The organism is Phocaeicola acetigenes (assembly GCF_027529745.1).
In the GTDB taxonomy this organism is placed as follows: domain Bacteria; phylum Bacteroidota; class Bacteroidia; order Bacteroidales; family Bacteroidaceae; genus Phocaeicola; species Phocaeicola acetigenes.
Map to the genome: position 1 here is coordinate 43,469 of NZ_JAPZVM010000001.1, position 14,445 is coordinate 57,913.

14 protein-coding genes and 1 tRNA gene are annotated in these 14,445 nt (G+C 42.0%); 7 read left to right on the top strand and 8 right to left on the bottom strand.

The genetic code is table 11. The features are described 5' to 3' along the window. Positions 1-4: 4 nt before the first annotated feature. The 4 genes from O6P32_RS00175 to O6P32_RS00190 all read left to right on the top strand — a co-directional run bounded on the left by O6P32_RS00175 (position 5) and on the right by O6P32_RS00190 (position 5,310). On the top strand, positions 5-3,196 hold the full coding sequence (locus O6P32_RS00175) for an efflux RND transporter permease subunit (protein ID WP_269876224.1): 3,192 nt from the start codon (positions 5-7) through the stop codon (positions 3,194-3,196). A 13-nt stretch (positions 3,197-3,209) separates the two neighbouring features. Beyond that, positions 3,210-4,577, top strand: coding sequence for an efflux transporter outer membrane subunit (locus O6P32_RS00180; protein ID WP_269876225.1), 1,368 nt, complete (start codon positions 3,210-3,212; stop codon positions 4,575-4,577). A gap of 144 nt (positions 4,578-4,721) precedes the next feature. Further along, the gene (locus O6P32_RS00185) at positions 4,722-4,997 is read left to right on the top strand and encodes a TetR/AcrR family transcriptional regulator (RefSeq protein ID WP_269876226.1); all 276 of its coding nucleotides are present in this window, start codon (positions 4,722-4,724) and stop codon (positions 4,995-4,997) included. Between the two features lie 46 nt (positions 4,998-5,043). Further along, the gene (locus O6P32_RS00190) at positions 5,044-5,310 is read left to right on the top strand and encodes a hypothetical protein (RefSeq protein ID WP_269876227.1); all 267 of its coding nucleotides are present in this window, start codon (positions 5,044-5,046) and stop codon (positions 5,308-5,310) included. Between the two features lie 58 nt (positions 5,311-5,368). Here the strand turns inward: O6P32_RS00190 and O6P32_RS00195 are convergent, their stop codons facing one another. Further along, a complete protein-coding gene (locus O6P32_RS00195) occupies positions 5,369-5,983 on the bottom strand; it encodes a Crp/Fnr family transcriptional regulator (RefSeq protein ID WP_178265554.1) in 615 nt (204 codons plus the stop codon). A 137-nt stretch (positions 5,984-6,120) separates the two neighbouring features. Between O6P32_RS00195 and hcp the strand changes: the two genes are divergently transcribed. Both hcp and ric read left to right on the top strand, forming a co-directional pair. Next, on the top strand, positions 6,121-7,776 hold the full coding sequence (hcp, locus tag O6P32_RS00200) for a hydroxylamine reductase (RefSeq protein ID WP_269876228.1): 1,656 nt from the start codon (positions 6,121-6,123) through the stop codon (positions 7,774-7,776). Between the two features lies 1 nt (position 7,777). Then, positions 7,778-8,509, top strand: a complete 732-nt coding sequence (gene ric, locus O6P32_RS00205; RefSeq protein ID WP_408636032.1) for an iron-sulfur cluster repair di-iron protein — start codon at positions 7,778-7,780, stop codon at positions 8,507-8,509. Between the two features lie 305 nt (positions 8,510-8,814). Here ric and O6P32_RS00210 read toward each other — a convergent pair. The 4 genes from O6P32_RS00210 to recR form a co-directional block, all read right to left on the bottom strand. Next, a tRNA-Asp gene (locus O6P32_RS00210) sits at positions 8,815-8,888 on the bottom strand. 151 nt (positions 8,889-9,039) lie between these two features. Beyond that, the gene (locus O6P32_RS00215; RefSeq protein WP_269876230.1) at positions 9,040-9,579 is read right to left on the bottom strand and encodes a GNAT family N-acetyltransferase; all 540 of its coding nucleotides are present in this window, start codon (positions 9,577-9,579) and stop codon (positions 9,040-9,042) included. Then, positions 9,576-10,028, bottom strand: a complete 453-nt coding sequence (locus tag O6P32_RS00220) for a hypothetical protein (RefSeq protein WP_269876231.1) — start codon at positions 10,026-10,028, stop codon at positions 9,576-9,578. Before O6P32_RS00220 ends, O6P32_RS00215 begins: the two co-directional genes overlap by 4 nt. Before the next feature lie 12 nt (positions 10,029-10,040). After that, positions 10,041-10,658 (bottom strand): recombination mediator RecR, encoded by a 618-nt coding sequence (recR, locus tag O6P32_RS00225; protein ID WP_178267301.1) that lies wholly within the window; start codon positions 10,656-10,658, stop codon positions 10,041-10,043. A 71-nt stretch (positions 10,659-10,729) separates the two neighbouring features. Between recR and O6P32_RS00230 the strand changes: the two genes are divergently transcribed. Beyond that, entirely contained in the window at positions 10,730-12,202 is a 1,473-nt protein-coding gene (locus tag O6P32_RS00230; RefSeq protein ID WP_269876232.1) for a sodium:solute symporter, read from the top strand. Here the strand turns inward: O6P32_RS00230 and O6P32_RS00235 are convergent. The 3 genes from O6P32_RS00235 to O6P32_RS00245 all read right to left on the bottom strand — a co-directional run bounded on the left by O6P32_RS00235 (position 12,197) and on the right by O6P32_RS00245 (position 14,411). Further along, a complete protein-coding gene (locus O6P32_RS00235) occupies positions 12,197-12,874 on the bottom strand; it encodes a thiamine diphosphokinase (RefSeq protein ID WP_408636025.1) in 678 nt (225 codons plus the stop codon). The genes O6P32_RS00230 and O6P32_RS00235 overlap by 6 nt on opposite strands. After that, complete coding sequence (gene pnuC, locus O6P32_RS00240; protein ID WP_269876233.1) at positions 12,844-13,416, bottom strand: nicotinamide riboside transporter PnuC; 573 nt, start codon at positions 13,414-13,416, stop codon at positions 12,844-12,846. The genes O6P32_RS00235 and pnuC overlap by 31 nt, the downstream gene beginning before the upstream one ends. A 113-nt stretch (positions 13,417-13,529) precedes the next feature. After that, positions 13,530-14,411, bottom strand: coding sequence for a pyridoxamine kinase (locus O6P32_RS00245; protein WP_178267297.1), 882 nt, complete (start codon positions 14,409-14,411; stop codon positions 13,530-13,532). Positions 14,412-14,445 lie beyond the last annotated feature (34 nt).

A 14,445-nucleotide genomic window follows, 5' to 3' on the forward strand; every position in this document is an offset into this window, starting at 1 on the left:
GATTATGAAAGGAAATATATTTATTAAGCGGCCGGTGATGGCCCTCTCCATATCGGTCTTGATTCTGATTGTTGGATTTATATCACTTTATACACTTCCGGTAGAGCAATATCCTGATATCGCTCCGCCTACCGTGCGTGTGGAAGCCACTTATACCGGTGCCAATGCCGATGCGGTGATGAACAGTGTTATTATGCCGCTGGAAGAAAGTATCAACGGGGTAGAAAACATGATATATATCACTTCTACCGCTACCAATGCAGGTACGGCCGAAATCCTGGTTTATTTTAAGCAGGGTACCGATCCGGATATGGCAGCGGTGAATGTGCAGAACCGTGTATCTGAAGCGCAGGGATTGCTGCCTTCCGAAGTAACAGCAATTGGAGTCAGCACTATGAAGCGTCAGAATAGTTATCTTCAGATTAACAGTCTTATCAGTCCCGACAATCGTTATGATGAGACCTTCCTGGCCAACTATCTTGACATCAATGTGATTCCTCAGGTAAAGCGTATTCAGGGTGTTGGTGACGTACAGCTGATGGGAGATACCTATAGTATCCGTATCTGGATGAAGCCTGATAAAATGGCACAGTATGGTCTGGTACCTTCCGATGTAACTACCGTGCTGGCAGAACAGAATATTGAAGCGCCCACAGGATCTTTGGGTGAAAGTTCGGATAATGTGTTTCAGTACACCATGAAGTATAAAGGTCGTTTGAAGAGTGTGGAGGAATTTGAAAACATGGTAATACGTTCGCAGAAAGACGGTTCTGTACTTCGGGTAAGAGATATTGCAGAAGTAGAATTGGGACGTGAATCTTATAGCTTCCATGGTGAAGCTGACGGGGTACCGGGAGTTACTTTTATGGTTTTTCAGGTGGCTGGTGCCAATGCTACAGCTGTAAACCAGGAGATTTCCGACTTGCTGGATGATATTTCAAAAGACCTTCCGGAGGGAACGGAGTTTATTCAGATGATGAGTGTAAACGACTTCCTTTTTGCTTCTATCGACAATGTGGTTGAAACCTTGGTGATAGCTATTATTCTGGTAGTCCTGGTAGTTTATTTCTTCTTGCATGATTTCAAGAGTACCTTGATTCCTTCTATTTCCATCATTGTGTCATTGATTGGTACGTTTGCTTTCCTGTCGGTGGCCGGATTCAGTATCAATATCCTGACCTTGTTTGCTCTTGTGCTGGCTATTGGTACCGTAGTGGATGATGCGATTATTGTAGTAGAGGCTGTACAGGCCAAGTTTGATGTGGAATATCGTTCTCCTTATCTTGCTACAAAGGATGCCATGAGTGATGTGACAATGGCAGTTGTGTCGTGTACTTTTGTATTTATGGCTGTATTTATTCCGGTGACCTTTATGGGAGGAACCTCTGGAGTGTTCTACACTCAATTTGGGGTTACAATGGCTGTGGCAGTAGGACTTTCCTGCGTAAATGCATTGACACTCTGTCCGGCTTTGTGTGCCATGATGATGAAACCTTCCGATACCGAAAAAAACTTGAAGAGTTTCAGCGGCCGTGTGCGTGCTGCGTATAATGCTTCATTTAATACGATGTTGGGTAAATATAAGAAAGGGTTGATGTTCTTTTTCCATCGTCGTTGGCTGGTATGGACTTCTTTGGGAATTGCTTCGGTATTGTTAGTCTATTTGATGTCGACAACCAAAACCGGACTTGTGCCTCAAGAAGACCAAGGTACGATGATGGTGAACATTAGTACTTCTCCTGGTAATTCGTTGGCGGAAACCAATAAGGTAATGGATAAGGTACAGGAAATATTAAGAGCTACTCCTGAAATTGAGCATTATTCTCGTATTACTGGATATGGATTGATTTCCGGTCAAGGTACTTCCTACGGTTCAATCATTATTCGATTGTATCACTGGGACGAACGAAAAGGAAAAGAACATGCCGTTGAGGCTGTGATGAAACGACTGAATGAGCAGTTCAGCCAGATTAAAGAAGCACAGGTTTTCTGTTTTCAGCCTGCTATGATTCCGGGGTATGGAACAGGTAATGCGGTTGAACTTTATATGGAGGATAAGACCGGTGGTGACATGCAGCCTTTTTATGAATCTGTACAGGAATTCATTATGGCTTTGAACCAGCGCCCGGAAGTGGCTATGGCCTATAGTTCATATGCGATGAATTTCCCTCAGATAGCAGTCGATGTGGATGCCGCAAAATGTAAACGTGCAGGTATCAGTCCGAATGATGTGCTCGATGTGGTTGGTGCTTATTGTGGAGGTTCATACGTTTCAAACTATAATAAATTCGGTAAAGTATATCGTGTAATGATTCAGGCTGATCCGGATTCTCGTCTTGATACTCATGCTTTGGATAATATGTTTGTCCGTAATGGAGCAGAGATGGCTCCGGTCAGTCAGTTTGTGACGCTGCGTTCTGTCTTAGGTCCGGAAATCGCAAAACGCTTCAACTTGTATAATACGATTGATGTAAATGTGAATGTGGCCGACGGATATTCTACGGGTGAAGTTCAGAAAGCCATTAAAGAAGTGGCGGCTCAGGTACTTCCTTCCGGCTATGGCTATGAGTACGGAGGTATGGCACGTGAGGAAGCTGGTAGCGGAGGAGCGCAAACCGTGTTTATCTATACCCTCTGTGTGGTATTGATTTATTTGATTTTGTCTTGTTTGTATGAAAGTTTCCTGGTGCCGCTGGCTGTGATTCTGTCTGTACCTTTCGGATTGATGGGAAGTTTCCTGTTTGCACGTGTTGCAGGTTTGGAGAACAACATCTATTTGCAGACCGGAGCCATCATGTTGATTGGTTTGTTAGCTAAAACAGCCATTCTGATTACAGAGTATGCCATTGAACGTCGTCGTAAGGGCATGGGTATTATCTCTTCAGCATATTCTGCTGCTCAGGCCCGTTTCCGACCCATTATCATGACTGTATTGTGTATGATTTTTGGTATGCTTCCGCTGATGTTTTCATCTGGTGCCGGAGCTAATGGAAACAGTTCTTTGGCTACAGGGGTAGTGGGAGGTATGTTGATTGGTACATTGGCTCTGCTTTTTGTAGTACCGGTTTTCTTTGTGGTATTTGAATACTTTCAGGAGAAATTGCGTACTCCCATGCAGAAGGAACCCGACCAGCAGATCTTATATGAGAAGGAACAGACTTTGATTGAAAAAAGTGCCTTTAACACAGAAAAGTAAGTAAATGAATAATATGAATACATCAAAAATAATTGCATGTGGCGCAACGCTTTTGTTGAGTAGTTGCGGGATATATACCAGCTATGAACCACAGACCTCAGTTCCCGAGAATTTGTACGGTGAAGAGGTTGCAGTTTCCGATACGGCAAGTATCGGAAACATTCATTGGAGAGATTTCTTTACAGATCCTTATTTGCAGGAACTGATAGAAAAGGGGTTGGCTCAGAATACAGATGTGCAGACAGCGGGTTTGCGTGTGGAAGAGGCCAAGGCTTCGTTGCTTTCGGCCAAGCTAGCCTTTCTTCCCTCTTTTGCCTTGTCTCCGCAAGGAGGAGTCAGTACGGTGGAAGGCAGCAAGGCTTCTCACACTTATACACTTCCGGTTACCGCCAGTTGGGAGCTGGATATTTTCGGGAAACTGCGGAATGCCAAGCGTCAGGCTAAAGCCGCTTATCTGCAAAGTGAAGACTATAAGCAAGCGGTATACTCCAGTTTGATAGCTAATATCGCAAATACATATTATACGTTATTGATGCTTGATGAACAATTGGAGATTTCCCGTCATACGGCAGATACGTGGAAGGAAACCGTAGAATCTACACAGGCATTGATGGATGCGGGACAGGCTGACGAGGCTGCTGTCTCACAAATGAGGGCTACTTATTATGAGGTAGAAAATTCGGTAGTCGATTTGGAGGAACAGATTAATCAGGTAGAAAACAGTCTTGCTTTGTTACTGGCAGAAACGCCACATAAAATAGCGAGAGGAAGGCTCTCAGAGCAACGCTTTACTCCATCTTTGTCTGTCGGAATTCCGATTCAGATGCTCTCCAATCGTCCCGATGTGCGTGTGACTGAGCGTGATTTGGAACAAGCCTTTTATGTAACTAATCAAGCTAATGCAGCCTTTTATCCGTCTGTTACGTTGACTGGTAGTGCCGGGTGGACGAATTCATTGGGCGAGATTATCACAAATCCTGGAAAATTTCTGGCTTCAGCTGTTGCTTCACTTACAGAACCTTTGTTTAATAAAGGAACATTGATAGCCCGCCGTCGGATCGCTAAGGCCCAACAGGAGGAGGCTGCTTTAACTTTTAAGCAGACACTTTTAAATGCTGGGGTAGAAGTCAATGATGCTTTAGTATCTTTTCAAGTGAGCAGAAAAAAGAATGAAAACTATGAACAGCAGATTGTTTCACTGAAAAAAGCATATCGAAGCACATCTTTATTGATGGAGAATGGTAATACAACTTATTTGGAAGTGCTTACTGCCAAACAGAGTTTATTATCCGCCGAATTGGCACAAACAGCAAATCGTTTTAAGGAAATTCAAAGTCTGATTAATCTTTATCAGGCTTTGGGAGGTGGTCAGGATCTGTAATTTAAAACTGCAATTTATCCCCTTTGGCCGAATATTCTATTTTGTGTTTTCCCCCCACTCTTATATTCATATTTCCTCATTAAGAATATTCGTCAAAGGGGTTTTGTTTAGATATGATATATGTGCTTTTAAAAAGGAAATTATATGAATGACGTTAAAAAGAAAATTCTTACTAAAAGTAGTGAACTTTTCGTGAAGCAAGGAGTGAGAAGGACTTCTATGGACGAGATTTCCAGTTCACTGTCTATCTCTAAACGTACGGTTTATGAATGTTTCAGAAGTAAAGAAGAGTTATTGAAGATATGTGTGTTGAATCGTATTGAAGAGTATAAAAATGAAGTGGAAATAAAAACGCGGGGGGGTACAGGCCGTGGATGCAATAAAGTGTTTAAATTCGTTGCTATATACTCAGCTGATTGATTTGCCTCAACCTTTTCTTGAAGAAATTATGTGTAGTGAGAAAATAATGAAAATGATGGTAAAGGAGTACTATATACCATTAAGTGAATTATGTAACAGGTTGCTTGATGAGGTGAGAAAAACAGACCGGATAAAGAAGGAAATTAGTAATGAATGTATTATAGCCTTTTTTAAACATATTCTGCTGACTTCTGTTGTCGCTGGGAAAAAAAGACTTTCTTATGATACTTATCTTCATTTTATAGATATGTATTGGGCAGGCATAATGGAAACAGATTGCTCTTCATCTATAAAACCTAAAGAAACTCTTTAAATTATGAAGATCTATTTTTTGAAGAAAACTTTTTGAGGTCGGTTCTGCCGTAACATATCTATTCGTTTTTTAATTTGTACCGATTTTCTTCCTTTTCTATGACTCCTTCATTTATTAATACAGAGATAGCTCTTGAAAGTGAAGGACGGGCTACTCCTATGATGGAAGCTACTTCTTGTATGTTTTGTATTTGCCCGTGCCGTTTCAGGTAATTTACAATTCTCTCATTTAAGTTCTGTAAGGCAAATTCATTCAGTTTCTTGCTTAGAAAAACTGAACGGTCGGATATGTGTTGCAGAAAATTGCGAAGAACATTTTTGTCTGTTGTCATTAAGTCGAGGAAACCCTCTCTTGAGAGTGTCCAGATACGTACTTCTGTCTCTGCTTTTAGAGTGACAGGAAAAAAGTTTTCACTGCTATATAGGAAAGCAGGAGCCAATACTTCTGGAGCTTTCAGTCTTTCAATGATAATTTCTTTACCTTCATCATTAACCATACGTGCAGAAAGTTCTCCGGCGCATAGAAGCATCAATGAGAGACAGGGTGCTCCTTGAAGTGCTATCAAGTCATCTTTCTTATAAGTGCTGATACGGTTGGACGTTTGTTGCAGAAACTCTTCTATTGCGCATCCTGTAAATAAGGGAAAGTCGCGTAACTCGTAGAATTTGCTCATGGCTTTATAGGGAAAACAGGATTTAACTTCTTTTTTTGTCGGGTGTAACATAGGTTACACTTCATCTGTATCCGATGGAATATCTTTGCGCAAAGATAAAGCAATATTTAGTAAAGTATTTATTTAAAGATATTTTTATGGAGAATAATCAGATGTTCTGTTTTCAGTGTCAAGAGGCGGCCAAAGGAATTGCGTGTACATTGAAAGGTGTATGCGGAAAAAACAATACTACGTCTGCCGCAATGGATTTACTGCTTTTTGTAGTAAGAGGTGTATCGGTTGTAGCTGATGTCTTGCATGACAATGGAATGAAAGCCGACAATGAAACTTGCGGTTTTGTAACGGATGCTCTTTTTTCTACCATTACCAATGCAAATTTTGATGAAGAAAGTATTCTGGCGAGAGTAGACAAAGGGCTTGTGCTGAGAAACCGCCTGATACAAAAAGCAGAAGAGGCTGGAATTGCTTTGCCGAAAGTGGATGAACTGAGTTGGCAGGGGAGTCGTGAGGTATATAAGGAAAAAGCGCAGCGTGTAGGCGTTCTTCGTGAAACGGATGCTGATTTGCGTTCATTGAAGGAATTGGTTCTGTATGGCTTGAAAGGAATGGCTGCTTATCATGAACATGCCATGCGCTTGGGATATAATGATGAGGCTATTCATGCTTTTATGAACCATGCCTTAAGATGTATGGCAGAAAATCTGTTATCTGTTGAAGAGTGGTTGAATTTAGCTTTACAGACAGGAGAATACGGGGTAAAAGTAATGGCTTTGTTGGATAAAGCCAACACAGAGCGTTATGGTTATCCTGAAATCACTGTTGTGAATATTGGTACTCGTCAAAACCCGGGTATTCTGATTAGCGGACACGATCTGCATGATATAGAAGAACTTCTGAAACAGACAGAAGGAACCGGTGTGGATGTGTATACACATAGCGAAATGTTGCCGGCTCATTATTATCCGGCATTCAAGAAATATTCCCATTTTGTAGGAAATTATGGCAATGCCTGGTGGAAGCAGCGTGAAGAATTTGCTTCATTCAATGGACCGATTGTCTTTACTACAAACTGTATTGTTCCTCCTTCGGCTACGGCTTCGTATAAAGACCGTATTTTTACCAGCAATTCAACCGGTTACCCCGGCTGTCGTCATCTTGAATCTGATGCAAACGGAAAGAAAGATTACTCGGAGGTTATTGCGTTGGCCCGTCAGTGTAAGGCTCCTGAGCAGATTGAAGAAGGTCAGATAATAGGTGGTTTTGCCCATCATCAGGTTTTACAATTGGCAGATAAGGTCATAGAGGCGGTAAAGACAGGTGCCATACGTAAATTTATAGTAATGGCAGGATGTGACGGACGGATGAAGAGTAGGGAATATTATACAGAGTTTGCCCAGAAACTTCCTCACGATTGTGTCATTCTGACAGCAGGTTGTGCCAAGTACAAGTACAATAAATTGTCATTGGGCGACATTGATGGTATTCCACGTGTACTTGATGCCGGACAATGTAATGATAGTTATTCACTGGCTGTTATTGCACTGAAGCTGAAAGAAGTGTTTGGTTTGAATGATATTAATGAATTGCCTATTGTGTATAACATAGCCTGGTACGAACAGAAAGCGGTTATTGTTCTGCTTGCCTTACTCTCATTGGGAGTGAAAAATATCCATTTGGGACCTACGCTTCCTGCTTTCCTTTCTCCGGGTGTGGCGAAAGTGCTGGTAGAGCAGTTTGGTATAGCCGGTATAGGAACTGTAGACGAAGATCTGAAATTGTTTAATATCTTATAAAATAAAAAGTATGAATATATTACATAAAAATGTGGGAGATATTGTGGCTGAACGTTTTTCAACCGCACAAGTATTTAAGCGCTATGGTATTGATTTTTGCTGTCATGGAGGTGTGACTCTGGAAAAAGCTTGTGCTAATGCCGGAGTGGATACAGAACAGATATTGGATGCTTTACAAAAGGAGGAAACTGCCATAGCTGGAGGAGAAATTCCGTTTGCTTCATGGCCTTTGGACTTGCTGATAGATTATGTATTGAAAATACACCATCGTGGCATTCGTAGCAAGGGGCCGGAGTTGTTGGATTTAATCGCAAAGGTGAGAAGAGTGCATGGGGAAGCTCACCCCGAGTTGAATGAGTTGTACGAACTGGTCCGTGCATCTCTCGAAGACTTGGAAATGCATTTGCAGAAAGAGGAAAATGTCCTGTTCCCTTACCTGTACGACTTGTTTGAAGCTGCACAGCAGGAACATAGTATCGGAGCAATGCATTGTGGAAGTATTGCCAACCCGATTGGAGTCATGCATATGGAGCATGAGAATGAAGGCAATCGCTATTTGCACATCAGAGAAATAACTCATGGTTTCCGCGTCCCCGAGGATGCTTGTGGAAGCTATCGCCTGATGCTTGCAGAACTGGAGCTTTTTGTAGATGCTTTGTTTGAGCATATTCATATAGAAAATAATATCCTTTTCCCGAGATTTGTGGAATTGGAGAGAGAATGGGTGCGATAGAGAGTAGTATATATTTTTTTGAGGATGCTTCTGTATGGTTGGGCTTGAGCCTGACTATATGGAGGCATTCTTGTTTTGTATTAAGAAATGAAGTCGTATAGAAGTTTGCAAGGGATAAAAAAGGGTAGTTCGAAACTTTCAAAAACGTGACTTGTATCGTGAGCTTACGATACAAGTATCGTTGGCCTTCGATACAAGTCGCGTAAGCTCACGATACAAGTCGCGTTTTTTGAAGTAAATTGTAATGGGATAATTGTATATAAAAAGAAAGCGTCTGTCTAAATTTAAACAGACGCTTTTGGGTGCGGTGCGTACGGGACTCGAACCCGTGACCCCATGCGTGACAGGCATGTATTCTAACCAACTGAACTAACGCACCATTAAGTTTTTGTTTTTATCGTTGCTATCTCTCTCGATTGCGATGCAAAGGTACAACCTTTTTTTGAATTACCAAATCTTTTGGGCACTTTTTTGTGAAAAAAGTTGTTTTTTTGTCATTCCTTCTTTTTGATAAAAAGCATAAGAACTTCTTAGCGTGGAGTCAAAGTGTTTATTTTCTGTACAATACATACATCCTTATAGCCGTTTCCGGTATATAGCCATTCTTTCAACTCTCCGCAGATAAAATACCCACATTTTTGAAACAACTGTATGCATGCGATATTGTCTTTGCGAATATATGCATATATCTGGTGAATACCGAGCCGGCGAAAGCAGTGTTGTTCCAGTAGGAATAGAGCCATTTGGGCAAATCCTTGCCGGCGAAAGGACGGATGAATCACAATTCCTACTTCGGCCCGGTTGTGGCGTGGGTCGAACTGGAATAAATCGATAATGCCTGCAATCTGTTTGGATTGAGTTTCTATCAATAAGCGAAGCTGATGGTCTGCATACAAGTCGTTCTGGTTTTCGCTGATGTATTTTTTAAGTTGATAGCGGGAGTAGGGGGCAGTAGTATTGCCCATATCCCACAACTCTTCATCGTTTTCGAAGGCCAGCATCACATCGATATCTTCGGGCTCTGGTGCGCGGAGAGTTATTTCCTGATTTTGAAGTCTGTATGTATTCACTGTTTATCTTGCAAGTCAAGTTCGTTCAACATACGTTCGCGTCCGGGGATGCAGAACATGGAAGCTATCAGTACCATGCCGACACATAACAAGCCTGTAGTATTCATGGTCCAGTAATAGATAGACAGGTTGATAAGGGCTGGAACCAACAGCAATGCGATGCGCACTTCATTCCACCGGCGATAGCTTTTCAATGCATCCATCAAGTTAAGCTGCTTGATGTATTTGGTAAGAGATAAACTGAACAGGCGGAGTGATACGGGAATCAGTCCTACTGTGAGTAAGATTCCTACAACCTGTAGAATGTAGTCTGCACGCGGATCATCTACGAAAATGCCTTGTGGCAAGATGTCCATTTCGTATAAAAGAACTGTTGCAGCACATAAAATCCACAACAGAAAATATTCTACCTTTAAGTAATTCAATAAACGGGTCATTTCTTTTTCCATGGTAATAAAGATTTATAGAGTACCGGTAAAGACGGTACGGTTTACGATTGATCGTCCTAATGTTACTTCATCTGTATATTCCAGCTCGTCGCCGATGGAAATTCCGCGGGCAATCATTGTCAGCTTTACATCGTAAGGGGCGAGTTTCCGGAAGATATAAAAGTTGGTTGTATCTCCTTCCATGGTAGAACTGAGTGCAAGAATAACTTCTTTCACTTCTCCCGATTTTACTCTTTCAACCAGACTTTCAATTTGAAGATCGGAAGGGCCGATGCCGTCCATGGGGGAAATGACTCCTCCCAATACATGGTACAAACCTTTGTATTGCTGGGTATTCTCTACTGCCATTACATCGCGGATGTTTTCTACCACGCACACGGTTGACGAGTCCCGTGAAGGGTTGGAGCAGATTTTACAAACTTCTGTATCGGATATATTGTGGCAGACTTTGCAGTATTTTACCTCGTGTTTTAGTGTAATCATGGCATTGCCGAATGCTTCCACTGTCTGTGCATCCTGACGGAGCAGATGCAGTACGAGACGCATGGCAGTTTTCTTGCCGATGCCGGGTAGCTTGGCAAACTCACCAACGGCTTTTTCCAAAAGTGCTGACGGATATTGCTGGCTCATGTGTTTTCTTTTATTTGCGTGCAAAAGTACAAAAACTTCTCGCTATATTTGTCGCTAAAAGCAGAAATCTGATGAATGGAATATTTATTCTTGTAACGATTGTTCTTTACTTTGGCTTACTGTTATTGGTCTCACGTTTGACGGGGCAGTCGCATGCAGACAATGATGCATTTTTTCGCGGTAACAGACAGTCGCCTTGGTATTTGGTGTCATTTGGGATGATTGGAGCTTCTCTTTCCGGAGTTACCTTTGTATCTGTGCCGGGAATGGTAGGAGGTATTGATATGACTTATTTACAGACCTGTCTCGGGTTCAGTGTCGGATATCTGGTCATTGCACATGTGTTGTTGCCTTTGTATTACCGGTTGAACCTGACTTCTATTTATACTTATTTGGGGGAGAGAATTGGGATGCGTTCATATAAAACCGGAGCTTCCTTCTTTCTGCTTTCCAAATTGCTCGGAGCTTCTGCACGCCTCTATCTGGTGTGTCTGATTCTGCAACGCTATGTGTTCGATGTATACAATATACCTTTTGCCCTGACGGCTACGGGAACAGTTGTTCTGATTTGGCTTTATACTCGTCGGAGTGGTATCCGTACCATAGTGTGGACTGATACTTTACAGACTTTCTGTCTGCTTGCTGCATTGGGACTTATATTATATAAGGTATCGGATGTGCTGCATGTGCAGGGAGAAGGGTTGTTCGAACTTATACGCAATAGTGAGCATAGCCGTATTTTTGTGTTCGATGACTGGCATTCGAAGCAGAATTTCTTCAAACAGTTTTTCAGTGGAATCTTTATTACTATTGTAATGACAGGGCTCGATCAGGATATGATGCAGAAGAATCTAACTTGTCGTAGCTTGAAGGAAGCACAAAAGAACATGTATTGTTATGGGTGTTCCTTTTTACCGGTCAACTTGCTGTTTCTGATATTAGGAGTTTTGTTACTGATGGCTTATTCGCAGTTTGGAGTGGAAATTCCGGCCAAAGGGGATGAACTTCTTCCGCAACTGGCAGCAGGGGGATATTTAGGATATGGAGTGTTGGTGCTGTTTACGATTGGGATTATTGCAGCAGCTTTTTCGAGTGCTGATTCGGCTCTGACTGCACTGACCACCAGTTTTTGTATTGATCTTTTAGGAATAAACCGCTATACCGAACAGAAGGCAAGAGGAATACGCCGGAGAGTACATTTCTTTATCTCATGTGTATTTATAGGTTGTATTCTAGCATTTGAAGCCATAGGAAGTCAAAGTGTTATTGACACTATTTACGTTTTGGCTTCTTATACGTATGGACCTTTATTGGGATTGTTCTGCTTTGGACTCTTTACACACCGTTGCCCGAGAGATCGTTTTGTTCCTTATATTGCATTGGCTTCTCCACTGTTGTGCTATGTATTGGACGAAACCGTGTGGAGGCTGACTGGATATAAATTCGGATACGAAATGCTGATGTTTAATGGTTTGCTTACTTTCTGCGGGTTATATATGTTGAGTATGGGAAATCCGTTTCGAAAAGCAGTTGAAAAACTATAACAGGTTAGAGTCTTTTTTCTGATACGTACGGTAGACGAGATATTCTCCTTCTGTAAAGATTGTAAACTCTTTGCCTTCAGCTTCGTTTAGTGTGCCTTGCCACCATGCTGTAAAATCGTATAAGGAGTATTTCAGCCCCTGGCTTCTCATTCCTTGGGTTTGAAGTCCGAAGACGGAAACTTGTTGTCCGGCAAAGCTCTTGAAGGTTTGCGTTCCACGTACTGCTACAAAAAAGCCATAGTCGGTCAGCATTGTAACCTCCATACCCATGTGCAGGTATTCCTGCAACAGACTGATGTTTCCTAAAGTATGGTCTTCCCGCTTTCCAGTGGCGGCTACAATCGCAATTCGTCGTATTCCTTTTGAGTGAAGATAACGAACTGCTTTGGTCTGGTCGTTAGTCTCCTGATCCGAACTGTGCAGAAAACGGTCGGCAAAGCGTGTGCGGTTATCAGTAGAAAGTGAGTCTCCATCTCCGATTATGAATTGGGGAGTACGACCGCTTTCTATGTATGAGTTTGCTCCTCCATCGCAGCATATCACAAGTGAGGAGGAATCTAAAACCTGAAGAGGAATTTCATGACTTGGAAATTCTCCATTGCCTACAACAACGGCTTCGGGAAGAGAAAAAAACAGATCTTTCATTGGGATGTGTACATCAGTTGTTTCCATTTTATGTATCCGAATAGAGCTATTATGCTATACAGGCCATACAGTCCGGCTGTAAAGTAAAGTTCCTTGTATATATAGAGTCCGCAGCATACTACATCTACTATAATCCATACCAGCCATTGCTCTATATATTTATGTGCCAGCATCCATAGGGCAGCAACGCTTAAAGCTGTTGTAAAACTATCCCAATAGGGTACATTACTGTCTGTAAAGCGGATAAGTATCCAGGCAATGGCGGCAAAAAGTAATGTAGTGATACCCACAAGAGGATACCATCGGGATTTTGGCATGCAGGAAATTGTATTTTGTGGTATATTATTAGTCTGGCTTTGTTGTTTTTTCCAGATTATCCATCCGTATACAGAGGCTATCAGATAATAGATATTGATACCGAAATCGGCATACAGTCCTGCCTGGTAGTAAACAATGATATAAATGGCCGGCATGATAATACTGGCTATCCACAGGTAAATGCTGGCTTTATATTCCAGCCATAGATAAGCCAGTCCTACGAGGGTGCCGAATACTTCCAGATAATTCATGGGGGCTTTGTTTTTTTAGAAAGGCAAAGATACAATTTATCGTATTTATCATCCGTATGCCATATAAGAAATGATAAAATAATTCCCCAAAGAATCAACTTTGTTCCTTTGGCTTATTCTACCAGTTCGTAGCTACAAATCTGTATAGGCATATCCAGGTTGTGTAAGACTTTTTCCAACATAATACCTTCCAGATTGTTGTATTCATATCCGAATGTGGCGCGGATGCCTTGCAAGATGAATTGAGTCGCACGGTCGAGTGCAATTGGAAGACTGTCTCCCTGCATCAGCGAGCCGGTTATTACGCTGGTAAAGGTGTCGCCTGTCCCCGGATAATGGGCAGGCAAATAAGGACAAGTTACTTTCCAGTATTTATTCCCATTTCGATTATAGGCATATACAGAGGTCATGTGAGGGTTGTCTGCTACAGGCACACTGGTAACGATGACAATCTCCGGCCCTGCTTCCGACAGATCTTTCAGATAAAGTTTCAGCTCCTTATCGCTGACAGCAGACTGATAGGGTTTATCCAGCAGGCGGAACAGTTCGGTCATGTTGGGAGTAATGATATCAGCATAACGGATAAGATGGCGCATCTCTGTGACCATCTCTTCCGAAATACCAGTATATAACTTGCCATTGTCTCCCAATACCGGATCGACTACAACCAGATCCTGGTCGGGACGGCGAAATTTAGCAATAAATTCACCTACAATCCGGGCCTGACGGGGAGAACCCAGATAGCCGGTGTAAAAAGTATCGAATCGCATATTCAGTTTTTCCCAATTCTCGATGATGCGTGTCATTTCATCGGTAAGGTCGAGAAAAGAGAAAGTAGGATATTGGGTATGTGTTGATAAAACCGCTGTGGGTAGGGGACAGACTTGAAATCCCATTGATGAAAGGATGGGAATGACTGCCATAAGTGATACGCGTCCTACCCCTGAGAGGTCGTGTACGGCTACTACTTTTTTTACTTGATTCTGAATATGCATAATTGGGTCTTTTAAAAATAACGTGCGAAAGTAG